Source organism: Paucibacter sp. M5-1, from assembly GCF_027498415.2.
In the GTDB taxonomy this organism is placed as follows: domain Bacteria; phylum Pseudomonadota; class Gammaproteobacteria; order Burkholderiales; family Burkholderiaceae_C; genus Roseateles_E.
Window position 1 is genome coordinate 4,195,990 of record NZ_JAPZLM020000001.1, and the last position, 24,246, is coordinate 4,220,235.

General features: G+C 68.0%; 20 protein-coding genes. 10 read left to right on the forward strand and 10 right to left on the reverse strand.

The window, feature by feature from the left end; genetic code table 11:
- Positions 1-11 precede the first annotated feature (11 nt).
- From O5M90_RS19830 to O5M90_RS19855, 6 genes are all read right to left on the reverse strand, one after another.
- On the reverse strand, positions 12-2,732 hold the full coding sequence (locus O5M90_RS19830) for a M16 family metallopeptidase (RefSeq protein WP_269838330.1): 2,721 nt from the start codon (positions 2,730-2,732) through the stop codon (positions 12-14).
- A gap of 80 nt (positions 2,733-2,812) precedes the next feature.
- A complete protein-coding gene (locus O5M90_RS19835) occupies positions 2,813-3,541 on the reverse strand; it encodes a DUF4386 domain-containing protein (protein WP_269838329.1) in 729 nt (242 codons plus the stop codon).
- A 46-nt stretch (positions 3,542-3,587) separates the two neighbouring features.
- Complete coding sequence (locus O5M90_RS19840) at positions 3,588-3,938, reverse strand: hypothetical protein (protein WP_262971666.1); 351 nt, start codon at positions 3,936-3,938, stop codon at positions 3,588-3,590.
- Positions 3,939-4,017: 79 nt separating this feature from the next.
- A complete protein-coding gene (locus O5M90_RS19845) occupies positions 4,018-4,440 on the reverse strand; it encodes a hypothetical protein (protein ID WP_269838328.1) in 423 nt (140 codons plus the stop codon).
- A 157-nt stretch (positions 4,441-4,597) separates the two neighbouring features.
- A complete protein-coding gene (locus tag O5M90_RS19850; protein ID WP_269838327.1) occupies positions 4,598-5,554 on the reverse strand; it encodes a tripartite tricarboxylate transporter substrate binding protein in 957 nt (318 codons plus the stop codon).
- Positions 5,547-6,461, reverse strand: a complete 915-nt coding sequence (locus O5M90_RS19855; RefSeq protein WP_269838326.1) for a LysR family transcriptional regulator — start codon at positions 6,459-6,461, stop codon at positions 5,547-5,549. The genes O5M90_RS19850 and O5M90_RS19855 overlap by 8 nt, the downstream gene beginning before the upstream one ends.
- Positions 6,462-6,550: 89 nt before the next feature.
- On the opposite strand from O5M90_RS19855, the gene O5M90_RS19860 reads away from it, so the two are divergent.
- The 6 genes from O5M90_RS19860 to O5M90_RS19885 all read left to right on the forward strand — a co-directional run bounded on the left by O5M90_RS19860 (position 6,551) and on the right by O5M90_RS19885 (position 13,884).
- Positions 6,551-7,768, forward strand: a complete 1,218-nt coding sequence (locus tag O5M90_RS19860) for a PEP-CTERM sorting domain-containing protein (RefSeq protein WP_269838325.1) — start codon at positions 6,551-6,553, stop codon at positions 7,766-7,768.
- The gene (locus tag O5M90_RS19865) at positions 7,762-9,093 is read left to right on the forward strand and encodes a hypothetical protein (RefSeq protein WP_440402286.1); all 1,332 of its coding nucleotides are present in this window, start codon (positions 7,762-7,764) and stop codon (positions 9,091-9,093) included. Before O5M90_RS19860 ends, O5M90_RS19865 begins: the two co-directional genes overlap by 7 nt.
- A 187-nt stretch (positions 9,094-9,280) precedes the next feature.
- Positions 9,281-10,423 (forward strand): TRAP transporter substrate-binding protein, encoded by a 1,143-nt coding sequence (locus tag O5M90_RS19870; protein WP_262971660.1) that lies wholly within the window; start codon positions 9,281-9,283, stop codon positions 10,421-10,423.
- A 72-nt stretch (positions 10,424-10,495) separates the two neighbouring features.
- Entirely contained in the window at positions 10,496-11,116 is a 621-nt protein-coding gene (locus tag O5M90_RS19875; RefSeq protein WP_262971659.1) for a TRAP transporter small permease subunit, read from the forward strand.
- Complete coding sequence (locus O5M90_RS19880; protein ID WP_269838324.1) at positions 11,113-13,065, forward strand: TRAP transporter large permease subunit; 1,953 nt, start codon at positions 11,113-11,115, stop codon at positions 13,063-13,065. Before O5M90_RS19875 ends, O5M90_RS19880 begins: the two co-directional genes overlap by 4 nt.
- Before the next feature lie 45 nt (positions 13,066-13,110).
- On the forward strand, positions 13,111-13,884 hold the full coding sequence (locus tag O5M90_RS19885) for a DUF2189 domain-containing protein (protein ID WP_269838323.1): 774 nt from the start codon (positions 13,111-13,113) through the stop codon (positions 13,882-13,884).
- A 9-nt stretch (positions 13,885-13,893) separates the two neighbouring features.
- Here the strand turns inward: O5M90_RS19885 and O5M90_RS19890 are convergent, their stop codons facing one another.
- The 3 genes from O5M90_RS19890 to O5M90_RS19900 form a co-directional block, all read right to left on the reverse strand.
- On the reverse strand, positions 13,894-15,423 hold the full coding sequence (locus tag O5M90_RS19890) for a methyl-accepting chemotaxis protein (RefSeq protein ID WP_137942861.1): 1,530 nt from the start codon (positions 15,421-15,423) through the stop codon (positions 13,894-13,896).
- A 198-nt stretch (positions 15,424-15,621) separates the two neighbouring features.
- Positions 15,622-16,431 (reverse strand): substrate-binding periplasmic protein, encoded by an 810-nt coding sequence (locus O5M90_RS19895; RefSeq protein ID WP_137942862.1) that lies wholly within the window; start codon positions 16,429-16,431, stop codon positions 15,622-15,624.
- A gap of 37 nt (positions 16,432-16,468) precedes the next feature.
- Entirely contained in the window at positions 16,469-20,014 is a 3,546-nt protein-coding gene (locus O5M90_RS19900; RefSeq protein WP_440402289.1) for an indolepyruvate ferredoxin oxidoreductase family protein, read from the reverse strand.
- A 222-nt stretch (positions 20,015-20,236) separates the two neighbouring features.
- On the opposite strand from O5M90_RS19900, the gene O5M90_RS19905 reads away from it, so the two are divergent.
- Genes O5M90_RS19905 through O5M90_RS19915 form a run of 3 tightly spaced genes read left to right on the forward strand, consistent with a single transcriptional unit; the run spans position 20,237 to position 22,828 of the window.
- Entirely contained in the window at positions 20,237-20,785 is a 549-nt protein-coding gene (locus O5M90_RS19905) for an Lrp/AsnC family transcriptional regulator (RefSeq protein ID WP_137942938.1), read from the forward strand.
- Positions 20,786-20,801: 16 nt separating this feature from the next.
- Positions 20,802-21,899: a GGDEF domain-containing protein gene (locus O5M90_RS19910; protein ID WP_137942864.1), complete on the forward strand. Its 1,098-nt coding sequence runs from the start codon at positions 20,802-20,804 to the stop codon at positions 21,897-21,899.
- Positions 21,900-21,928: 29 nt separating this feature from the next.
- Positions 21,929-22,828, forward strand: coding sequence for an EamA family transporter (locus O5M90_RS19915; RefSeq protein ID WP_269838382.1), 900 nt, complete (start codon positions 21,929-21,931; stop codon positions 22,826-22,828).
- Here the strand turns inward: O5M90_RS19915 and O5M90_RS19920 are convergent.
- On the reverse strand, positions 22,783-23,391 hold the full coding sequence (locus tag O5M90_RS19920) for a flavin reductase family protein (RefSeq protein WP_137942866.1): 609 nt from the start codon (positions 23,389-23,391) through the stop codon (positions 22,783-22,785). The two genes, O5M90_RS19915 and O5M90_RS19920, sit on opposite strands and share 46 nt — an antisense overlap.
- A 38-nt stretch (positions 23,392-23,429) precedes the next feature.
- Between O5M90_RS19920 and O5M90_RS19925 the strand changes: the two genes are divergently transcribed.
- A complete protein-coding gene (locus O5M90_RS19925) occupies positions 23,430-24,242 on the forward strand; it encodes a class I SAM-dependent methyltransferase (protein ID WP_269838322.1) in 813 nt (270 codons plus the stop codon).
- Positions 24,243-24,246: the final 4 nt, after the last annotated feature.

Below are 24,246 nucleotides of genomic sequence, written 5' to 3' on the forward strand. Positions count from 1 at the left end.
TCGCTCGCGGTTTACTTGAAGTCGCCCGCAAACACGATCTGGAAGTCTTCAAGCTTGAAGTACTTGCGCAGCGCCGTGTTGACCTGCTCCAGGCTCAGCGCGGCGATCGCATCGTCGACCTGCTGGCTCTTGGCCATGGTGCGGCCCAGATAGAGATTGCCGGCCAGTGCGCGGCTCAGGCCCGGGTCCTGGGCGCGGCCCAGGCGGCGCTGCGAGAGCATGGCTTTCTTGGCGCTCTCGAGTTCGGCGGCGCTGAAGCCGTCTTTTAGCGCGCGCGCCACTTCCTCGCGCAGCGCGGTCTCGACCTTGGCGCGGTTGCTCGGCGCGAAGATGGCACCGATATTCCAGGGCGAGTTCAGGTCGATCTGGTTCCAGGCCAGGAAGGACCAGACCCCGTAGCTCAGGCCGTCCTTCTCGCGGATGCGGGTCCACAGTCGCGAATCCTGGCCGCCGCCGAACAGGTAGTTGGCCACCGAGACCGCCGCGTAGTCGGCGTGGTCATCGTTCAGTGCCAGCGGCATGCGGGCGGCCAGCACGGCGTTCTGCTTGTCGGGCGTGGCCAGCAGCTGCAGCTTGCCGGGCGCGCCGGCGCTGGGTGTCGCGATGCGCTGGTAAGGCGCGGCAGCCTTCCAGTCGCCCAGGGCCTTGTCGAGCGCTGTCTTCAGCGCTGCGGCATCGAAATCGCCGACCGCGCTGAACTGGGCCTGGGCGGCGCCGTAGAAGCGCTGGTGGAACTCGCGCAGCTGCTCGATCTTGACGGCCTTGGTGTCGGCCTCGATCTCGTCGAAGCTGCGGCTGTGGCGCACATCGCCGCGCGGATAGGGGTTGATGGCCAGGGCCAGCGCGTTCTCGGCCACCGCCTCGGGCTCGGCGCGCTGCGCCTGCAGGCCCGACAGGGCCTGGGCACGCACCTCTTCCAGCGCCTCGGGGGCCAGCGCCGGGCGGCGCAGCATCTCGGCGATCAGCGTGGCGGCCTCGACCGCATGCTCGCGCTTGGTGACCCAGGCGATGCTGACCGAATCGGCCGCCGGCACCACGCGCAGCTCCACCTTCAGCTCATCGAGCCGGTCGCGCAACTGCTGGCGGCTCAGCGTCTGCGTGCCCTTGTCGAGCAGGGCGCCGGTGGCCTCGGCCACCGGGCGCAGGCCCTTCAGGCTGTCGGCGTCGCCCCAGCGCAGCGTGATGCTGGCATTGACCGCGCCGCCGCGTGTGGGCTTGGGCAGCAGGGCCAGCTTCATGCCGTTGGCCAGCTGGTGGGTCTGGGTCAGCTTGTCGATATTGGCCGGGCTGGCGTCAAAGGCTGCAACCGCAGCTTCGGCGGCAGCCGGCTTGAAGGCCTTCATCTCGGCGGCCACGTCGACCTTGGCCGGGGCCGGCGCGCGCAGCGGCTTGTCGGTCGGGATGTAGTGGGCCAGCGTGCGGTTGGCCTGGATCAGGCGTTCGTTGGCGACCCGCTGCACATCGGCCAGCTGGGCGGCCTTGACGCGGTCGCGCAGCAGGAAGAACAGGCGCCAGTCACCCTGGCTGATGGTTTCGGACAAGGCGGTGCCGACCTGCTCAGGATCGGCGAACTGCTGCTCCCAGCGGTTCAGCCAGCGCTGCTGGGCGCGCTTGAGCTCGTCGGCGCTGATTGGCGTCTTGCCCAGGCCTTCGACGACGGCCAGCATCTCGCGGCTGAGCGCATCGAGATCGGCGCCCGGGGCCAGGTCGGCGCCAATCATCGTGAAGCCCGGCTCGGCCAGCGGCGCGCTGAAGGCGCTGACCGAGGCGGCGGTCTTGCTGGTCTCGACCAGCTGCTTGTGCAGGCGGCCGGCCGGCGGCTCGGTCAGTATCAGGTTCAGCAGCTCGACGGCCGCATAGTCCGGATGCGGGCCGGGCGGCACGTGGTAGGCCACGTTGGCGCTGGCCACGCCGCCGTTGCGGCGAACCGTCACCATGCGTTCGCCGTCCTGCACCGGGTCCAGGGTGTAGAGCTTGGGCAGCTGGCGCTTCGGCGCAGGGATCTTGCCGAAGCTGGCCTGCACCCAGGCCAGCACCTGGGCCGGCTCGAACTTGCCGGAAACGATCAGGGTGGCGTTGTCGGGCTGGTAGTAGGTTCGGTAGAAGCCCTGCAGGCGCGGGATGTCGACGTTCTCGATGTCGGCGCGCGCGCCTATCGTGCTCTTGCCGTAGTTGTGCCAGCTGTACATCGCGCCCATCAGACGCTCGTAGACGATGTAGCCGGGGTTGTTCTCGCCCATCTCCATCTCGTTGCGCACCACGGTCATCTCGGTGTCGAGGTCCTTGCGGGCGATGAAGCTGTTGACCATCGCATCGGCCTGCCAGTCCAGATACCACTTCAGGTTGTCGTTGTTGGCGGCGAAGCTGGCGAAGTAGTTGGTGCGGTCCAGCCAGGTCGAGCCATTGGCGCGCAGGCCCCGCTTGCTGAACTCGGCCCAGGGCGCGCGGTTCTTCGGCGTGCCCTTGAAGATCAGATGCTCCAGCAGATGGGCCATGCCGGTCTCGCCATAGTTCTCATGCTTGGAGCCGACCCGGTAGGTCACATTGACCGTGGTGCTGGGCTTGGAGTTGTCCGGCGCCAGCAGCACCTGCATGCCATTGGCCAGCCGGTACTCGGCAATGCCTTCGACCGTTGTGACGGCCGCCAGCGGCTTGGTCGCCGCCTGGGCGCCGGCCGTGCCGAAACAAAGAGCCAGGCAGAGCGCCAGACCGAGAGGGCGAACAAGAGTCATGGTGACAAATCCGGTGGATGCAGTTTTGGCGGGAGAGAGGGTAGCAGCAGCGGCAGGGGGTGCCAAAAGTATCGAAGGCCTCAGGCGAGCGCGTCGGCTCGTCGCCGCGCCCATTGCGGCAGGTCCACGCCCTTGACGATCAGCCACAGCGCCAGCGCCAGCTCGCCGATGAAGGCCGGCAGCAGGATGGCGGGAAACATCGCCGCCGCGAGCTTGGGCGCCAGCAGCAGCGCAAAGCTGTTGAGCAGATAGCTGAGGCCAGCAAGCAGCAGCAAGAGCCCCAGTGGCCTGGGCAGGAAGCCGCTGCGGGCGATCAGCCAGCCGCGCAACAGGCAGGCAATGCCGAAGAAGATCAGGCCGATACCGAAACCGTAGGCATGCAGATTGATCGCCAGCCTTGTCAGGGATTGCAGCTGCGCCGCGCTGAAGGCCTGGCCGATGCCACTGCCCTCCAGCAGCAGGACAGGCAGCAGCAGGTTGAGCTTGTTGGCGGCCAGCACGGCGGTCTGGATCAGGTTGAACCAGGTCGCGAGCAGGGCCAGGGGCCGGCTGACCGGCCGCAGCAGGTAGTAGAGCGCCAGGATCACCGGCAGATCGAGCACATGCATCAACAGATCGCCGGCGATGCCGGCCCGCCACAGCAGCGGCTCGGCGGCGATGCGCGCCGCGGTGGCCGCCGCATCGCCGGCCACGACCAGGCTGCCGCGCACGACCGCCTCACCGAACAGCCCGAGGGCGATGATGGCCAGATACAAGAGGCCGGCGATGCGCAGATAGGGCTGCGGCGAGCGTTCGAGGGATGGGGTCATGGGCAGATTCTGCAGTCTTCGTGCCCGACCGCAGGGCCTGCGCCCGTCACCACGTCATGGCCCAATCGATGCTCACATGGGGCCGAAGCTGCAACTCGCAGAACTTGACCTGCAGGTCGTTGTAGCCGACGCGCAGCAGCTCCCGGGTCGGCGTGGTTTCGATCCGCCAGTCGACGGCCAGCACCGATTGAACCCGCATACGGCGCACATCACCCTGCCACCACTCGAACGAGAACTCGGCCTCGTCCGGCGCCAGGGTCGCGATGACGCGGTCCTGGCCGCGTGTGGTCTCGAAGCGGACGCCGTAGTACCAGCCCTCGGGATGTACCCAATCGGGCTCGGTCTCGAAGAAGACCACGTAGTCGAGCAACTCGGGTCGGGCGGGAGGGCTATCCATGATCAGGGTTCAACAGTCGATCTGTGGGTTGTGTTCGATGGCTTCCGTTGGCGGGGTCCTGGCAGGATTGACGAGCCCGTCAAGCGCCGACTGTGGCCATCCGGGCGATGAACCAGATGGCGACCGACGTGACCAGGGTCGAGATGACCGCCACGACAGCCGAGTGTGCAAACGTGAGCCCCAAAGCCATCCGGAATCCGAGTACGTAAGCACCATACTGCAGCGCCAGCAACACCAGGCCGCTGCCGCTGTTGAGCAGTTCCCGGGGAGCGCCGACCATGAAGCTGACGGCTGTGAACGCCGCGATGGCGGTAAAGAACAAGGACAGGACAATCGCCTTGAATGCTTCGGTCAGCGACACGCTGACCCTCGACACCGCCGAGCTCGTGGCCTGAACGGCCAGTGATGCCAAAAGCAGGGACCCGGAAAAAACCAAGGCGCCCTTGAGTGGCGCCACCACGAACAAAGCCAGAAAGAAGAGAACGACCAAGAGGTACGCCATATGCCCGCTTCGGTGCTTGCCGTAAGGCAAGGTTGATCAGGGCGGCAGTTTAGGGTCGCCTGCATGGGCTTCGTCTCCTACCAAAGGGGGGGAGCCATGTTCCGAGGCTTCCCCGCGTCCGGTGATCCGCTTCACGCGGCCGGATGCCTAGAGCGTGCTACCGTCCCACGCCGCCCAGCCCCATCGACACCGCCCGGCCGCGCTCGCGCTCTATCAGCCGCTCGAAGTCCCGCGCACTGCCTCCGCCCGACAGATTGCTGCTGGCGACCAGGCGTTGCTGCAGCGCCGGCTCGGCAAGCACCTCGTTGAGCAGCTCGTTGAGGCGCTGCAGCCGCTGTGGTGGCAGGCCCTGCGGCGCGAAGATGCCGAAGCTGGAGACCAGATTGGCCGTGGGGTAGCCCAGCTCGGCCAAGGTCGGCACCTCGGGCAGCGCGGCCAGGCGCTGTGGCGCGCCGACCGCGATGGCTTTGAGCCGGCCCTGGCGAACATACTGCAATTGCTGGGGCGCGACATTCGAGGACAGCATCTCGAACTGCCCGCTCAGCGCGTCATTGAGCTGCTGGCCGCCGCCCTTGTAGGGCACATGGGTGATGTCGACGCCGGCGGCCAGCTTCAGCTGCTCCAGCACCAGATGGCCTGTCGTGGCCTGGCCCGAGCTGGCCCAGCGCACGCGGCCCGGCTGGCTGCGCGCCAGGGCCAGCAGCTCGGCCAGGCTGTCGGGCTTGAAGCCGGCGTGGGCCAGCAGCAGCACCGGCGTGTCCATCACCCGCATCACCGGCGCGAAGTCGCGCTGCGCGTCGTAGGCCGGCTGGCCCAGCAGCGGCGCGATCACCAACGGGCTGATGGCCGAGTAGCACAGCGTGTGGCCGTCGGGCGCGGCGCGCGCCAGCGCTTCCATCGCGGCCACACCGCCGGCGCCGGCGCGGTTCTCCACCAGCACCGGCACCTTGAGACGTTGGCTCAATCCATGAGCCAGCAGCCTTGCGGTCTCGTCGCTGACGCCGCCGGGCGGATAGGCCACCAGCAGCCGTATCGCCCGCTCCGGCCAGGCGCTGGCGGGCAGGGCGGCCAGCAGGGCCAGCAGCAGGGCCAGCAGGGCTGCAGGCCTAGGCATGCTCGAGCGCGATCTCGCGCGCCAGGTTCAGGAAGCTGGCCATGGTCCCGAGCTGGTCGGCCTGGCGGTAGACCAGGGTCAGCGGGGCTTGCAGCGCGGCGTTCTTCGGCAGCGGCCGGTAGACGATGGAATGGGCATGGGCGCCGCGCATCGAGGCCGGCACGATGGAGATGCCGGCGCCGGCCGCGACCAGGTTCAGATTGGTCATCATGCGCTCGACCTCGGCGGCGATGCGCGGCTGCACGCCGGAGCGCTCGCACAGGCTCAGCAGATTGGCATAGAGGCCGGCCGCGCCGGGGCGGCGCACCAGGATCAGTGCCTCGCCATGCAGCTCGGCCAGCGGCACTGCCGTGTGGCGGTTGCGGGCCGTGCCGGCCAGTCGGTGGTCCAGCGGCACAGCCAGCAGCGCCGGCTCGCTGAGCAGGGTCTCGAACACCAGCGCATCGGGCCGCGTCACCGGCACCCGCACAAAGGCGCAGTGCAGCCGCGCCTTCGCGACCGCCTCGATCAGTGCGGCCGCGTTGTCCTCGCTGAGCGTCAGCGCGATGCCCGGGTGGCGGCTGCGGCAGGCGCGCAGCACCGCCGGCGTGTAGGCATGGGCGGCGGCCGAGCTGGTGAAGCCCACCGACAGCAGGCCCTGCTGGCCGCTGGCCAGGCGCTCCATGCGCTCGCGCATCTCGCCGAAGTCCTGCAGCAAGCGCCTGGCCTCGACCAGCAGCAGCCGCCCGCCGTCGGTCAGGCTCACGCCCTTGGGATGGCGCTGCAGCAGCGGCAGGCCAAGCTGCTGCTCCAGAGCCTTGATCTGCTGGCTCAGCGGCGGCTGCTGGATGCCCAGCAGCGCGGCGGCACGGGTCATATGGCCTGTTTCGGCCACGGTGACAAAGTAGCGGAGCTGGCGCAAGTCCATATGCAAAAAGTCTTGAAATCCGGGTTTCGGGATATTTGACCCGAGGGCGCGGCCATCCTACTGTGTGCGGCAAACACAAGGAGACCGTGATGAAACTCAAGCTTGCCGTCCTTTTGCTGGCCGGCGCCGGCAGCCTGCAGGCCGAACCGATCAGCGTGCTGTTCGTCGGCAACAGCTACACCTTTGGCCGGGTCGATCCGGTGATGAGCTACAACAGCGCGAACGTGCGGGACCTGACCGCCGCGATGGCGCTGGCCAACCCCGCCGGCAGCAACAGCTTCGAGCCTCACCCCTGGGGCGGGGTGGCCGGCATCTTCAAGCAGTTCACCGTGCAGGCCGGGCTCGACTATGACGTGGCCTTGTCGACCCGCAATGCCGCCTCGCTGCGCGGCCACTTCCTGAACAGCAACCCGGCCGGCTGGGACCTGCGCGGCAATATCGCCTCGCAGGCCTGGAGCAAGCTGGTGCTGCAGGAGCAGAGCGACGAGGCCCTGCCCAAGCAGGCCGGGCTGGCCTCCAACCCGGCCTACTTCAACACCTATGTGGACCTGATCGAGGACTACGCGCACCAGGGCCATGCGCTGTCCTACCGCGAGCGCGAGCTGATCGGTGGCAGCAACGCCGAATGCGCGGCCATCACCGGCGCCAGCGCCGGCACCTGTGGCACCCTGCGCAACATCCCCGCCAACGCGAACGCCAGCGCGGCCACCGAGCTCTATCTGTACCAGACCTGGGCGCGGCCCAATCTGGTCAACGCGCCGTTCACGACCGTCACCGATCCGGTCACCGGCGTGGTCAGCTTCACCAGCACGCCGGCCACCTCGTTCTACGGCTCGCTGGGCGCGATGGCCGCAGACCTGCGCGCCGCCTATCAGACGGCGGCGAACCTGGCCGGCGCCGATGGCAGCGGCGGTGTCACCGCGATCGCGCCGGTCGGCGACAGCTTCATGCGCGCGATCGCCAGCGGCATCGCGACACCCGATATGTATGCGGCCGATGCCGCCAGCGACGGCCTGATCGACCTCTGGTTCGACGACGGCACCCATGCCAGCAAATACGGCTCCTATCTGAGCGCGCTGACCCTGTTCGGCAGCCTGACCGGGCTCGATCCGGCCTCGCTGGGCGCGGCCGAGATCGCGGCGGCCGACCTGGGCATCGGCAGCGCCGATGCGCTGCGGCTGCAGCGCGTGGCCAGCGAGCAGCTGGGCTTCACGACGCCGGTGCCCGAGCCCGCCAGCTACGCGCTGCTGCTGGCCGGCCTCTTGCTGCTGGGCCTGCGCGCGAAGAGGGGCTCGACCCCATGCTGAGTATCGAGCGACTATTGCTGGCCCTCTGTGCCGCGCTGCTGGCGGCCTGTGCCCACCAGACCCCGCCCGTGGTCGAGGCCGCGCCGCAGCCCCGGGCCTGCCCGGCCGGCCTCGGCGCCGATGTGCGCTGCCTGGGCGGGCAAGACAGCGCCGGCGCCTTCTATCTGATTGCCATGCCGGCGGCCTGGAACGGCCGGCTGCTGCTGCATGCCCATGGCGGCCCCTTCCTCGGCGCGCCGACGATGAAGCGGGTCGAGGAGGATTTGCAGCGCTGGTCCGTCATGCCGCGCGCCGGCTATGCCTGGGCGGCGTCCAGCTTCCGCCAGGGCGGCGTCGCGGTGACGGCCGCGGCCGAGGACACCGAGCGCCTGCGCGACATCTTTGTTCGGCATGTGGCCAAGCCGAAGCTGACTGTGCTGCATGGTCAGTCCTGGGGCGGCGGTGTCGCGGCCAGGGGGGCCGAGCTGTTCACCGCCGGCAAGCCCTATGACGCGGTGCTGCTGAGCAACGGCCTGCTGGCCGGCGGCACCCGTTCCTACGACTTCAGGCTCGACCTGCGCGTGGTCTACCAATACCTGTGCAACAACCATCCGCGCCCCGACGAGCCGCAGTACCCGCTGTGGATGGGGCTGCCGGCCGGCGCCATGCTGACTTCGGCGGAGCTGGCGCAGCGCGCCAGGGACTGCCTGGGCCTGGGCCTGCCGGCCGCAGAGCGCAGCGCCGAGCAGGCCCGGCGGCTCAAGACGGTCGTCGATGTGATCCGCATTCCCGAGCGCAGTGTGCTGAACCATCTGAACTGGGCCACATTCCACTTCCAGGACATCGCCAGCAAGCGCACGGGCGGCGGCAATGTATTCGGCAATATCGGCGCGGTCTATCGCGGCTCGGACGACGACCAGGCCCTGAACGCCGGCGTGTTGCGCTATGCCGCCGACCCGGCCGCCGTGGCCCGTTTCGGCGCCGATGCTGACCCCCGGGGCCGCATCCCGGTGCCGGTGCTGAGCGTCCATGGTATCGACGACCCGACCGTCTTCGTCGAGCTGGAATCGGTCTGGGCCGACACCATGGCCAGTGCCGGCCGCGCCGACGGCCTGGTCCAGGCCTTCACCGAGGACAGCGATCACAGCTACCTCAGCGACGCCAGCTATGTGGCCGCGCTGGACGCGCTGCAGGCCTGGGTCGAGCAGGGGCGCAAGCCGACGCCGGCCTCGGTGGCCGAGGGCTGCCGCGCGGCCCAGGCCCGCGTCCCGTCGAGCTGCCGCTTCCGGCCCGACTACCGGCCGCCGGCGCTGGAGAGCCGGGTGCCAGCACGGCGCCGACCCTGAAAGAGGGGTGTTCAGAAAATGTCCATATGAGTCGGGGGCCTCGCGGGTTTGACCCACTTGCCCGCTCCGGTCAAGGCTTTGATATTCAAGCTCAGCGCGGCCAGCCTCGGTCACAAGAGGCGGTGGCGCGGCGTTGGGGCGGCTGCCCGGGCGCGAGATCTTGATTTCAAAAACCTAGGAGACCGAGATGAGCGTAGAACCCAAAGACCAGGCCCCGGCCGCGCGCCGGCGCTTTCTGAAGAAAGCCGCCACCGGCACGGCCGCCGCCGGCGCGCTGGCCGCGCCGATGATCGCGACGGCCCAGACCACCAGCCTGCGCTTCCAGTCGACCTGGCCCTCGAAGGACATCTTCCACGAGTACGCCCAGGACTTCGCGAAGAAGGTCAACGACATGGCCGGCGGGCGCCTGAAGATCGAGGTGCTGCCGGCCGGCTCGGTGGTGCCGGCCTTCCAGCTGCTGGACGCCGTGGCCAAGGGCACCTTGGACGGCGGCCACGGCGTGGTGGCCTATCACTATGGCAAGAACTCGGCGCTGGCGCTGTGGGGCTCCGGGCCCTCCTTCGGCATGGACCCGAATATGCTGCTGGCCTGGCACAACTACGGCGGCGGCAAGGCCTTGCTGGAGGAGATCTATGCCTCGCTGAACCTGGACGTGGCCTCCTATCTCTACGGCCCCATGCCCACCCAGCCCTTTGGCTGGTTCAAGAAGCCGATCGCCAAGGAGGCCGATCTGAAGGGCGTCAAGTTCCGCACCGTGGGCCTGGCGGTGGACATGTACACCGATATGGGCGCGGCGGTGAACCCGCTGCCCGGCGGCGAGATCGTGCCGGCGCTGGACCGCGGCCTGATCGACGGCGCCGAGTTCAACAACGCCAGCTCGGACAAGCTGCTGGGCTTCCCCGATGTGGTCAAGAACTGCATGTTGCAGAGCTTCCACCAGAGCGGCGAGCAATTCGAGATCCTGTTTAACAAGACCAAGCTGAACGCGCTACCGGCTGAGCTCAAGGCCATCGTCGAGTACGGCGTGCAGGCGGCCAGCGCCGACATGAGCTGGAAGGCCATCGAGCGCAATTCCAAGGACTATGAGGAGCTGAAGAAGGCCGGCGTCAAGTTCTACAAGACGCCCGACGCCATCCTGCGCGCCCAGCTGGCCGCCTGGGACAAGATCATGACGAAGAAAGGTGGCGAGAACGCGATGTTCAAGAAGATCCTGGACAGCCAGCGGGCCTTCGCGGCGCGCGCCGGCCAGTGGCAGGGTGACTACACGGTGGACTTCAAGATGGCCTACAACCATTACTTCGGCCGCAAGGCGCCGGCGAAAAAGGCCTGAGCGGCCAGCGCTGCTGTGACAGGGGGCGCCGCGCCCCCTTTTTCTTGAGATCCGCGTTGGGAAGGAGTCTTGATGCAGAAGCTGCTGCTGGCGGTGGACCGTTTCTCCACCTGGATAGGCAAGGCCTTTGCCTGGTCCGTCGTGCTGCTGACCTTGCTGATCAGCTGGGAGGTGTTCTCCCGTTATGTGCTGAACAAGCCCCATGCCTGGGTGCTGGATGCGCAGATCATGCTTTACGGCACCTTGTTCATGACGGCCGGCGCCTACACGCTGAGCAAGAACGGCCATGTGCGCGGCGATGTGCTGTACGGCTTCTTCCGCCCGCGCACCCAGGCCTCGGTCGACCTGCTGCTCTATCTGCTGTTCTTCCTGCCCGGCATCGTCGCACTGACCTGGGCCGGCTGGCAGTACGCCCAGGAGTCGCTGGCCATCCGCGAGCAGACCTTCTCGGCCGATGCGCTGCCGCTCTACCCCTTCAAGTTCGTGATCCCGATCGCCGGTGGCGTGCTGCTGCTGCAGGGCCTGGTCGAGATCGTGCGCTGTGTGCTGTGCCTGCGCGACGGGCGATGGCCCCAGCGCGATGAAGACGTCGAGGAGGTCGATGTCGAGAAGCTCAAGGAGATGGTGCATGTGAAGGACGCCGACATCGAGGCCCTGGACCAATACGTCAGCAAGAAAGGCGGCCAGGCATGAAGCTGCGCAAGGAACTCTGGTTCGGCTTCATCCTGATGGGGCTGATCATCGCGGCCGCGCTGGGCATGCTGATCGCCGTGCCCAAGATCACCAACGGCCATATCGGCCTGCTGATGCTGTCCCTGGTCGTCGTCGCCATCATGCTGGGCTTTCCCACCGCCTTCACGCTGATGGGCATGGGCATGCTGTTCACCTGGATCGCCTACGAGGAGAACACCACCAAGACTCTGGACCTGATGGTGCAGTCGGCCTACAAGGTGATGTCCAACGATGTGCTGATCTCGATCCCCCTGTTCGTCTTCATGGGCTATCTGGTCGAGCGGGCCAATCTGATCGAGAAGCTGTTCCGCAGCCTGCATCTGGCGCTGGCGCGGGTGCCGGGCTCGCTGGCGGTGGCGACCCTGGTGACCTGCGCGGTGTTCGCCACCGCGACCGGCATCGTCGGTGCCGTCGTCACACTGATGGGCTTGCTGGCGCTGCCGCAGATGCTCAAGGGCGGCTACGACGTGCGGCTCTCGGCCGGCGCGATCACGGCCGGCGGCTGCCTGGGCATCCTGATCCCGCCTTCGGTGCTGCTGATCGTCTACGGCGCCACCGCCGGGGTCTCGGTGGTGCAGCTCTATGCCGGCGCCTTCTTCCCCGGCCTGATGCTGGCGGGGCTGTACATCGTCTACGTCATCATCATCGCCAAGCTCAAGCCGGCGATGGCGCCGCCCTTGACGGCCGAGCAGCGCTTCGTGCCGCTGCCGCCCGATCTGCTGAAGGTCGGCGCCACCCAGGCCAAGCGTGCCGTGCCGCTGCTGATCCAGGCGCTGAAGGGCTCGCGCAACCATGGCGTGCCGACTTCGTACCTGCTCAAGCAGCTGGGCGTTGCGCTGCTGCCGGCCCTGCTTTTCGCGGTGGTGGCCCTGGCCAGCTACAACAGCGCGACCAAGCTGCAGCCGCTGGAAGCGCCGAACAGCGAGCTGTCCGAGATGGGGGCCGGCAGCGAGCCTGGCGGCATCGCCGAGCCCGGCGGCCTGGCCGAGCCCAGCGGCGGTCTGTCCGAGCCGCCGGCCGAGGAGGAGGAACTCAAGGAGATGGGTAGCGAGGACGCCGCCAGCGAGGTGGCCAGCGAGGCCGCACCCCCGGCCCCGTCCGAGGCCAGCGCCGCCGCACCAGCGGCTGCCGACGCGGTGCAGACCGAGCGCAAGCCTGCCTCCACCGGCTTCTGGATCGGTCTGGGCATAGGCGCGCTGGCGCTGCTGGCCTTCTACGCCATCCTGAGCTTCGCGCGGCTCGAGATCTTCAAGATGCTGCTGTCCAGCTTCTTCCCCTTGCTGGTGCTGATCATGGCGGTGCTGGGCTCCATCGTCTTCGGCCTGGCCACGCCCACCGAGGCGGCGGCGGTGGGCGCCCTGGGCGGCTTTCTGCTGGCGGTGGCCTACCGGCAGCTGACCTTGAGCGTGGTCAAGGAAAGCGTGTTCCTGACGGCCAAGACCAGCGCGATGGTGTGCTGGCTGTTCGTCGGCTCGGCGATCTTCTCGGCGGCCTTCGCGCTGCTGGGCGGGCAGGAGTTGGTCGAGCAGTGGGTGCTGGGCATGAACCTGACCAAGACCCAGTTCCTGGTGCTCAGCCAGGTCATCATCTTTGTTCTGGGCTGGCCGCTGGAGTGGACCGAGATCATCGTGATCTTCATGCCCATCTTCATCCCGCTGCTCGACAACTTCGGCGTCGACCCGCTGTTCTTCGGCCTGCTGGTGGCGCTGAATCTGCAGACCGCCTTCCTGAGCCCGCCGGTGGCGATGAGTGCCTTCTACTTGAAGGGCGTGGCGCCCAAACATGTGACCCTGAACCAGATCTTTGCCGGCATGCTGCCTTTCATGGGCATCCAGGTGGTGGCCATCGTGCTGCTCTATATCTGGCCGCAGATCGGCATGTGGCTGCCGCAGGTGCTGTACGGGCGCTGACAGGAGGACTAGCATCGGGGCAGGCCGTCTGCACAGGAGTTCATCATGAATCAGCTGCTTGCCGAGTCCTCCGAAGCCATCGCCATGCCGCGCGTGCGCCAGGTCGGCATGGACCGACCCTGGGTCTGGCTGCGCCGCGGCGGTGCCGATTTGCTGCGCACGCCGGCGCAGAGCCTGGGCACCGGCGCCCTGGTCGCGGCCATCGGCCTGGCGCTGGGTGGGGTCGGCTGGCAGGCCTCCTATATCGCGCCGGCCCTGCTGGGCGGTTTTCTGCTGGTGGCGCCCTTTCTGGCCATCGTGCTGTATGCGCTGTCGCGCCAGTTGGAGCAGGGCGGGGCGGTGGACAGCGCCCAGGCCTGGCGAGCCTGGCAGACCAACGCCGGCTCGATCGCGCTGTTCGGCCTGATGCTGGCCCTGGCCTATATCGTCTGGGAGCGGCTGGCGGCCATCGTGTTCGCGCTGTTCTATCAGGGGCAGCCGCTGCAGCTGTCGCGCTGGCCGCTGGAGCTGATGTCCGGCCAGTACACCATGTTGCTGCTGGCCTTTGTCTGCGTCGGCGCGGCGCTGGCGGCCCTGGTGTTCGCGCTGGGCGTGGTCAGCGCGCCGCTGCTGATTGACCGCCCGGTGGATGCGATCACCGCGATGCTGACCAGCCTGCAATGCTGCCGCGTCAACGGCGCCGCGATGCTGCTGTGGGCCGCGCTGATCGCCGGTCTGACGGCGCTGGGTTTCGCCACGCTGATGCTGGGCCTGGTCGTGATCTTCCCGCTGCTGGCCCACGCCAGCTGGCATGCTTACCGCGACCTGGTCGAGCCTTGATGAATCCGCTCAGGCGGGCTGTGCCTCCAGCCTGAAGGCCTCGACCAGGCCGGCGAGCTGAGCGGCCTGGGTCTGCATGCTGGCGGCCGCCGCCGCACTCTGCTCGACCAGGGCCGAGTTCTGCTGGGTCATGGTGTCCAGATGGGCGACGGCCTGGTTGACCTGACCGATGGCCTGGCTCTGTTCGCGGCTGGTGGCGCTGACCTCGCCCAGCACGTCGGCGACGCGGCGCACGCTGCCGACCACCTCGCTCATCGTGCTGCCGGCCTGGTTCACCAGCGAGGAGCCGGCATCGACCTCCGAGACGCTGGCGCCGATCAAGCCCTTGATCTCCTTGGCCGCCTCGGCGCTGCGCTGCGCCAGCGAGCGCACCTCGGACGCCACGACCGCGAAGCCGCGGCCCTGCTCGCCGGCGCGCGCCGCCTCGACGGCCGCATTCAGCGCCAGGATATTGGTCTGGAAGGCGATGCCGTCGATCACGCCGATGATGTCGCCGATGCGGCCCGAGCTGCTCTGGATGCGGCCCATGCTGGCCACCACCTGACCCACCACATCGCCGCCGCTCTGCGCCACCTGGGCGGCGTTCAGCGCCAGCTGGTTGGCGGTGGCGGCCGAGTCGGAGGAGTGGCGCACGGTGGCGGTCAATTCTTCCATCGTCGAGGCGGTCTGCTGCAGGCTGCTGGCGGCCTCCTCGGTGCGGTGACTCAAGTCGGCATTGCCCTCGGCGATTTCGCTGGCCGCGGTGCGGATGTTCTCGGCGCCGGAGCGCACCGACTGCACGATATCGCGCAGCGATACCACCATGGTATTGAGCCCGCGCTGCAGATCGCCGATCTCGTCGCTGCGCTCGCCGCTGGCGATCTGTACCGACAGGTCGCCGCTGCCGATGCGCTCGGTGGCGGCCAAGGCAGCGCGCAGTGGCGGCACGATGGCGCGCACCATCAGCCCGGTCGAGACCAGCAGCAGCAGCACGACGGCGCCCAGCACGCTGGCGGTGATCGTGATGTCGATGCTGCGCGAGCGCTGGGCCTCGGCGGCCAGGGCCACCGCGCGCTCATGCTGGAGGTCGACAAAGGACTTCTGCGCATCGAGATAGCTGTTCAGCTCGCCGCGCACCTTGGCGATGGCGGCCTCGCTGCGCTCCTTGGCGGCGCTGTTGCGCGAGGCGATATAGCTGGCCCGGGTCTTGGCGATGTTGGCCAGGCTGGCCTTCTCGGCCTCCGATTCGGCGGCCGCGTCGATCTTCTTCTGCAGCTCCGAGATGGCGGCCGAGGTGGCATCCATCTCGGGCTTGAGCTGGCCGGCCAGCGCCGTGTCCTGGCTCATCAGGCCGGCCATGGTGCGGGCCGCATTGGCCTGGGTCAGGCCGGCCCATTGCAGCGCCATCTCGAGCTTGTCGCGCTGCGCGGTCTGGGCCTGCTGCTCGCTGGCCAGTTCGCTGGAGGTGCGCCAGCTGGAGACCACGGTCACCGCCGTCAGCAGCACGGCGGTCGCGAGCGTGGGGAGCCACAGACGGAAAGAGATGCCCAACTTTTTCATCGCATGTCTCCTGCTGGCCGAGCTCCGGCCTTATGCCGTCGATTGAATGCCGCTGCGCCGCAATAGTCAATGCGGAACAGTCATTGTTTTGGCGCCCAGACCTGAGCCTTGTGCGGTGTGTCAACAAAAAGCCCGCAGGTCTTGGTGCTGCGGGCTGCGGATCAAGCCGACGGGGTCAGGCCTTGCGCACGGGACTCTTCAGCGCCCGCAAAACTCGGTCTGCGTCGCCGGATGCAGCTGGGCGTACCTGGTTTCGAGGGCCTGCTGCTGGGCCTGCAACCACGCGACCTGGGCCGGCTGCTTCAGGAACGAACTCAGCTGCGGCAGCACGGCCAGGTGCTTGGAGCGCTTGGACATCTGCATGAACAGCTGCCCCTCGATCACCTTGCCCGGCAGCACGCGCAACTGCCCCTCGCAGCCCATATTGCGTATCAATTGCTGGCCTGCGATGCGTGCCGTGATTACCGCATCGAGTCGATCAAGGGCGAGCTTTTGCAGATTGTGCGTTTCACTGATCGCAATATCGAGCCGGGCATGTTGCGCCAGATAGCTGTCGAACTCCGATCCGAAGCTCACGCCACGCCCCATGCCGATGCGCAGACCCTTCAGGTCGGCCCAGGACCTGTAGACCAGGTGGCTGTTTCGGCGCACGATCAGCACCGCTTCGTTGCGGCCGACCGGTGGTTCCACCATCACCGCATACTCGCGCCGCTTGTCGGTCGCAAAGCCGCACAGGTTCAGGTCGACCTCGCCGGTCTCGACCATCAGCTGGCAACGGCTCCACGGGCCTGGCGGCTCCACCTGCAGCGCCAGCCCAACGGCCGAGAAGGCCTGCCGCGCGGCGTCCACGCAAACGCCGATCAGCTGCCCCTCATGATCCCAGCTCATCGGCGGCGCGGCCGGGTGACCGCAGGCCCGCACAAGCGGCCGCTCGTCCAGCTTGTCCTTGCCCCATGCACCGGTGTTCAGGCACATCAGCAGGACAAGGAAGCAGCGGCACAGCAGCATGGGCCCATGATACCCAGCCAGGCCGCGATCTGAGGGCTCAGAGGCCGGCCAGCAGGCGCTCCCAGTGGGCCCGGGCCAGCCGCTGATGGCGCTCCTTCACATGGCCGTAGCCGCGGATGTCCTCGGGCACGCGGGCCAGCTCGACCGCAGTGGCCAAGTTGTCCGCCGACAGCTTGGCCAGCGCGCGTTCGATGCCGGCGCGGTAGTCGACGATCCATTGGCGCTCCATCTTGCGCTCCTCGGTGCGGCCGAAGATGTCGAAGGCGGTGCCGCGCAGACCCTTGAGCTTGGCCAGCAGGCCGAAGGCCGGGCGAATCCAGCCGCCCATCTGCTGCTTGATCAGCTCGCCCTTGTCGTTCTTCTTGGCCAAGAGCGGCGGGGCCAGATGGTGAACCAGCTTGTAGTCGCCCTCGAACTGCGCGGCGATCTTGTCGGTGAAGCTCTTGTCGGTATGCAGGCGCGCGACCTCGTACTCGTCCTTGTAGGCCATCAGCTTGAACAGATAGCGGGCCACCGCCTCGCTGAGCCTGGTCGAGGACAGCGGCGCCTCGGCGGCGCGCACCTTGTCGACAAAGGTCCGGTAAGTCTGCGCGTAGGCAGCGTCCTGGTAGCCGGTCAGGAACTCGACCCGCTTGGTGATGATCTCGTCGAGGCCGGGGCGCTTGACGAACTGGATCACCTGGGTCGCAGCGAACAAGGCCTGCACGGCGGCCAGATCCTCGGCGCAGCGGCGGCCCCATTCGAACGCGGCCTTGTTGTTGTCGATCTGCACGCCGTTGAGCTCGATCGCCCGCATCAGCGCGGCATAGGACAGCGGCACCCGGCCCTGCTGCCAGGCATAGCCCAGCATCAGCGGGTTCGTGTAGAGCGAATCGCCCAGCAGCTTGACCGAGACCTCCTCGGCATCGAACTTGCCCAGCAGGGCCGGGCCCACCGCCTTGGCCACCGCGCTCTCGCAGGCGGCGCCGGGGAAACTCCAGTTGGCGTCGTTGACCAGGCTGGCGGTCGGCGAGCCATGGGTGTTCAGCGCCACATAGGTGCGGCCCTCACGCATCACGGCCAGCGTGGTCTTGTTGGCCGCGACGATGGAGTCGCAGGCGATCACCAGATCGGCCTCGGCCGTGCCGACCTTGGTGCAGTGGATGTCCTCGGCACGATTGGCGATCTGGATATGGCTCCAGGTGGCGCCCCCCTTCTGCGCCAGGCCGGCCGCATCCTGGGTGATCACGCCCTTGCCTTCCAGATGCGCGGCCATGCCCAGCAACTGGCCTATCGTGATCACGCCGGTGCCGCCGACACCGCCGACAACGATGCCCCAGGCCCGCTCGGGGTTCGGAATCAGCGGCTGCGGCAGGGCCGGCAGGCTGCTGTCGAAGGGGCTGAGCTTGCTATCCTTCTTGGGCTTCTTCAGCTCGCCGCCCTCGACGGTGACGAAGCTCGGGCAGAAGCCCTTGACGCAGCTGTAGTCCTTGTTGCAGCTGTTCTGGTTGATCTGGCGCTTGCGGCCGAACTCGGTCTCCAGCGGCTCCACCGACAGGCAGTTGCTCTGGATCGAGCAGTCGCCGCAGCCCTCGCAGACCAGCTCGTTGATGACGACGCGCTTGGCCGGGTCCACCAGCTTGCCGCGCTTGCGGCGGCGGCGCTTCTCGGTCGCACAGGTCTGGTCGTAGATGATGACCGAGGTGCCGACGATCTCGCGGAACTGGCGCTGGATCGCGTCCAGCTCGTCGCGGTGGTGCACGGTGACACCGGCCAGCAGTGCGACGCCGTTGTACTTGCTCGGCTCGTCGGTGACGATGCACAGCTTGGCCACGCCCTCGGCCGTGACGCTCTGCATGATCTGCATCACGCTATGGCCCTCGGGACGCTCGCCGACCTGCTGGCCGCCGGTCATCGCGACCGCGTCGTTGTAGAGGATCTTGTAGGTGATGTTGACGCCCGAGGCGATGCTCTGGCGTATCGCCAGCAGGCCGCTGTGGAAGTAGGTGCCGTCGCCGAGGTTGGCGAAGATGTGCTTCTCGGTCGTGAACGGTTGCTGGCCCACCCAGGGCACGCCCTCGCCACCCATCTGCGTGAAGGTGGCGGTGTTGCGGCCGGGCATCCAGGACACCATGTAGTGGCAGCCGATGCCGGCCACCGCCCGCGAGCCCTCGGGCACGCGCGTCGAGGTGTTGTGCGGGCAGCCCGAGCAGAACCAGGGCGTGCGGTCGGCGCCGCCGGCGGTCTTCTCTTCGAGCTTCAGCGAGTTCTCTTTGGCGTCGATGATGGCCACGCGCGCATCCAGGCGCGACTGCACATCGGCGTCGACACCCAGTTTCTTCAGGCGCTTGGCGATCGCGCGGGCGATGATGGCCGGGGTCAGGTCGGCCTGCGGGCGCAGCAGCCAGTTCTGGCTGGGGTTGGGCTGGTTCCATTCGCCGCCGGTGTTGTCGCCTTCGATCTCGTCGAACTTGCCCAGCACATTCGGGCGCACATCGGGGCGCCAGTTGTAGAGCTCCTCCTTGACCTGGTACTCGATCATCTGGCGCTTCTCTTCGACCACCAGGATCTCCTGCAGGCCTTGCGCGAAGTCACGCGTGATCGTCGCTTCCAACGGCCACACCACATTGACCTTGTGCAGCCGGATGCCCAGACGCCGGCAGGTGTCGTCGTCCAGCCCCAGATCGTGCAGGGCCTGGCGGGTGTCGTTGTAGGCCTTGCCGCTGGCGATGATGCCGAAGCGGTCCTGCGGCGTGCTGATGACGTTGTAGTTCAGCTTGTTGGCGCGGATATAGGCCAGTGCGGCGTACCACTTGTAGTCCATCAGCCGCGCTTCCTGCTCCAGCGGCGCATCGGGCCAGCGGATGTGCAGGCCGCCCTCGGGCATCTGGAAGTCTTCCGGCAGGATGATGTTGACGCGGTCCGGGTCGACGCTGATCGAGGCGGACGATTCGACGATCTCCTGGATCGTCTTCAGGCCCGACCACAGGCCCGAGAAACGGCTGAGCGCAAACGCATGCAGGCCCATGTCCAGGATGTCCTGCACGCTGCTCGGGAAGAACACCGGGAAGCCGACCGCCTTGAAGACGTGGTCGCTCTGGTGCGCGGCGGTCGAGCTCTTGGCGATATGGTCGTCGCCGGCCACCGCAATCACGCCGCCATGCTTGGCCGTGCCGGCCATGTTCGCGTGCTTGAACACATCGATGCAGCGGTCAACCCCTGGCCCCTTGCCGTACCAGATGCCGAACACGCCGTCGAACTTGTTCTTCTCGGGGAACAGATCGAGCTGCTGCGTGCCCCAGACGGCGGTGGCGCCCAGCTCCTCGTTGACGCCCGGCTGGAACACGATGTTCTGCTTGGCCAGATGCTTCTTGGCCTGCATCAGCATCTGGTCGTAGCCGCCCAGCGGCGAGCCGCGGTAGCCGGAGATGAAGCCGGCGGTGTTGAGGCCGACCATCGCATCGCGGGTGCGCTGCAGCATCGGCAGCCGCACCAGGGCCTGCACACCGCTCATGAAGGCGCGCCCATGGTCGAGCGCGTATTTGTCGTCCAGCGAGACCTTTTCTAGGGCGCGCAAGATGTGTTCGGGTAGCGGTGCGTTCATTGGCTTCGGTCTCCTGTGGGGCGACAAGCAGCGTCGGCCACTTGTGGCGGCCGCGCTGATCGTGAGTATGGGTCTTTTGAGGCCCGCCGCGCAGTGTAGGGAAAGCGGCCCGCGTGGTGCTTTCTCATTGGCGCGCAAAATCGGCCCCTGGAGCAATAATCTTGCTCAGATCTACATTGAGGATTTGGTTTGGCTTCCAGAAAGCCCTTATCAGGGCAAACCATTAGAAACAACTCCGAGGCCGACGGCGATGCGGAGCCGGGCGAGGGCCTGGACCGTTATCACATCGCCATCCTGGTGGAGCTGCAGCGCGACGCGCGCCTCTCGAACGCCGAGCTGGCCGCGCGCATCGGCCTGTCGGCCGCACCAACCTGGCGGCGCGTGCGCTGGCTGGAGGACCGGGGCTATATCACCGGCTACCGCGCCGAGATTGATCGCCGCAAGGTCGGCCTGGGCGTGCTGGCCTTTGTGCGGGTGGATACCGAGCGCAGCGCCGGCAGCGTCACCCGCGAGCTGGAGGCCGCGATCCGCGCCCTGCCGGAGGTCGTGGCCTGCCACTACATCTCGGGCGCCGGCACCTTCGAGCTGCAGGTGATGGCCACCGATCTGGACGCCTTCTCGCGCTTTTCGATCGACACCTTGCTGAACCTGCCCAATGTGAAGGATATCCACACCAGCTTCTCGCTGGGCGAGGTCAAGGCCGGCGCGGCGATGCCGCTGACGCATTTGCAATCCTTGAGCAATCGTGCCACTGGAAAGACGGGCGCTTGAGTTAGGCTCGCCGCCCATGCACGAACGCTTGGCTGACTGGCTGCTGACGACCGACCCCGCCCAGCGGCTGCGGCTGGGCCAGGCCGGGCTGGCCCTGTTGCTGATGGGTTTGAGCGTGCTGGTGATGCAGTACGCGGTCTGGGTCGCGAAGGCGCCGGTGGCGCCGGTGCTCTGGTGGACACTGCTGTCGCTGGGCGGGCTGATCGGCTTCTACCTGCTGATCCGCAGCGGCTGGTCGAGCCGCCTGCCGGACCCCTCGCTGACGGTGCCGCAGATGCTGTACGCGATCAGCAGTGCGGCCGCCGGCTATGCGCTGGCTGGCCCGGTGCGCGGCGCGATCTTCCCGATCCTGGCCGTGATCCTGATGTTCGGCATGTTCCAGCTGCGCGCGCGCAGCGCGCTGTGGGTCAGCCTCTATGCCTTGCTGCTGCTGGGCCTGGTGATGCTGGTGATGGCGATGCGGCGGCCCGAGGTCTACCGGCCGGCGGTCGAGTTCGGCCATTTTCTGATGCTGGCCTTCATGCTGCCCAGCGTGTCGCTGCTGGCCGGGCGGCTCAGCCAGATCCGCCGGCGCCTGGCGGTGCAGAAGCAGGAGCTGCAGCTGGCGCTGGAGAAGATCCAGACCATGGCCACCCGCGACGAGCTGACCGGCCTGCTGAACCGCCGCCGCATGCAGGAGCTGCTGGAGCAGGAGGTCTTGCGCAGCCGTCGCTCGGGCCGGGGTTTCTGCCTGGCCCTGCTGGACCTCGACCACTTCAAGCGCATCAACGACGGCCATGGCCACAGCGCCGGCGACACCGTGCTGCGCGCCTTCGCGCCGGCCGCGCTGGCGGCGATACGCGGCGCCGATGTGCTGGCGCGCTGGGGTGGCGAGGAATTCGTGCTGCTGCTGACCGACACCGCGCTGCCGGCCGCCCGCGCCGGCGCCGAGCGCCTGCGCCTGCAGGTCGAGAGCCTGCTGATCCCGGTCGGCGCCCAGGCCCTGGGCATCACCGTGTCGATCGGCCTGACCGAATATCGCGGCAGTGAGACGCTGGCCCAGCTGCTGGAGCGGGCCGACCTGCTGCTCTATGAGGCCAAGGCGCAGGGCCGCAACCGGGTCGAGGTGGGCTAGGGTAGGCTGCGGCCATGACTCATGCCGCGATGCCCATCCGCCACTTCCTGCTTGCGCTGGCCGTTGTCGCCATCTGGGGCAGCAACTTCGTCGTCATCAAGCTGGGCCTGAACGCCTTGCCGCCGCTGCTGTTCGCGGCGCTGCGCTTTTTCTTTGCGGTGCTGCCGGCGATCTTTTTCCTGCCGCGGCCCCAGGTCGGCTGGCGCAATCTGGCGGCCTACGGTCTCCTGATCGGGGTCGGCCAGTTCGGCGTGCTCTATCTGGCGATGCGCGCCCAGATCTCGCCGGGCCTGGCCTCGCTGGTGGTGCAGACCCAGGTCTTCTTCACGCTGCTGCTGGCGATGCGCCTGGCCAAGGAGCGGGTGCAGGGCTATCAATGGCTGGGCCTGGCGCTGGCGGCCGGCGGCATCGCGGTGATCGCCTCGCACACCGATGGCAGCACCACGGTGCTGGGCGTGCTGATGGTGCTGGCCGCGGCCTTCAGCTGGGCCTGCGGCAATCTCGTCGGCAAGCGAGCCGGCCGCGTCAATATGCTGGCCTATATGGTCTGGACCAGCTTGTTCGCGGTGCCGCCGCTGATCCTGCTGTCCCTGCTGGTCGAAGGCCCGGCCGCGATCGCGCAGGGGTTGCAGCAGGCGGGCTGGGGCACCTGGGCCGCCGTGCTGTGGCAGTCGGTCGGCAACACCTTGTTCGGCTACGGCGTCTGGGGCTGGCTGCTGGCCCGGCATGCGGCCGCCACCATCGTGCCCATGGCCTTGCTGGTGCCGGTCTTCGGCATCGGCAGCGCGGCCCTGTTGCTGGGTGAGCCGCTGCCGCCGTGGAAGCTGGGCGCGGCCGCCCTGGTGATGAGCGGGCTGGCGCTGAACCTGCTGTGGCCCTCGCTCTATGCCGGCCTGCGCATCTTGAAGCGCTCGCCCAGCTCGAAGTAGTCGGCCGGGCCGCCGCCGCGCAGGATGGGGCGGGCGGCGGCGGTGTCGTAGATACCGTCCACCAGCAGCTGCTCGGCGATATGCACGCCCACCACCTCACCCAGGGTCAGCCAGGTATCGACCGCCGCGCCGGCCGCGCTCTGCAGCCGTATCAGCTGGCTCAGCCGGCACTCGAAGGACACCAGCGCGGCCGCCACGCGCGGCACGCCGACGATGCGTGAGGGCGCCGTCGCCAGCCCGGCCAGCGCGAACTCGTCGACCTCGGGCGGCACGGCCGCGCAGCTGGCGTTCATCTGCTCGGCCAGATCGCGCGTCGCGAGGTTCCACACGAACTCGCCGGTGGCCTCGATATTGCGCACCGTGTCCTTCCAGCCGGTGCTGGCGAAACCGATGATGGGCGGCGTGTAGTTGAAGGCATTGAAGAAGCTGTAGGGCGCCAGGTTCAGCACGCCGGCCGCGTCGCGCGACGAGATCCAGCCGATCGGGCGCGGGCCGACGATGGCGTTGAAGGGGTCATGCGGCAGGCCATGGCCCAGCCGGGGTTCGTAGAAGTGTTCGCTCATATCGGTATCGTGAGGGTGGCGGGCTATGCTACGCGCTCATGACACAAGCTCATGATCAACAAGACACGGGCGCCGCGCTGCGCGGCCTGTATGCGGCCAGCGGCGGCGTCGGCGCGGTGTTCGACGCCAAGGTGGCCGACTACCAGGCCTCGCGGCCCGACTATCCGCCGGCCCTGTTCGACACGCTGGCCCGCGAGCTGGCACCGCGCCGTGTCGCCGATGTCGGCGCCGGCACCGGGCTCTTGACCCAGGGCCTGCTGGCACGCGGCTGGCAGGTGCTGGCGGTGGAACCGAATGCGGCGATGCGCGCGGCCTGCGATGCGCGGCTGGGTGCGCTCGCCGGCTACCGCAGCGCCGAGGGCCGGGCCGAGGCGATACCGGCCGCCGCTGCCAGTCTGGACCTGATCACCGCCGCCCAGGCCTTCCACTGGTTCGAGCCCGAGGCCGCCCGGGCCGAGGCCTTGCGGGTGCTGAGCCCCGCCGGCCAGGTGGCGCTGGTCTGGAACGACCGCCGGCGCGAGCAGCCGCTGCACCTGGCGCTGGATGAGGAGGTGTTCGAGCGCCATGGCGGCGAGGGTCGGCTGCGCCTGCTGGCGCACGAGGACCGCGGCCAGGTCGGACGCTTCTTCGCTGGCACCGCGCCGCGCGAATGGCAGTGGCCGCACGAGCATGGGCTGGACGAGGCCGGCCTGATCAGCCTGGTGTTCTCGCGCTCCTATATGCCCCGGCCCGACAGCGAGCCGGGTCGGGTCGTCACAGCGACGGTGCGCGAGATCTTTGCCCGCTTTGCGCGGGACGGCCGGGTGGCGGTGCCTTATACGACGGTGTTGATGCTGGGCCGGCCCGGCTGACCCG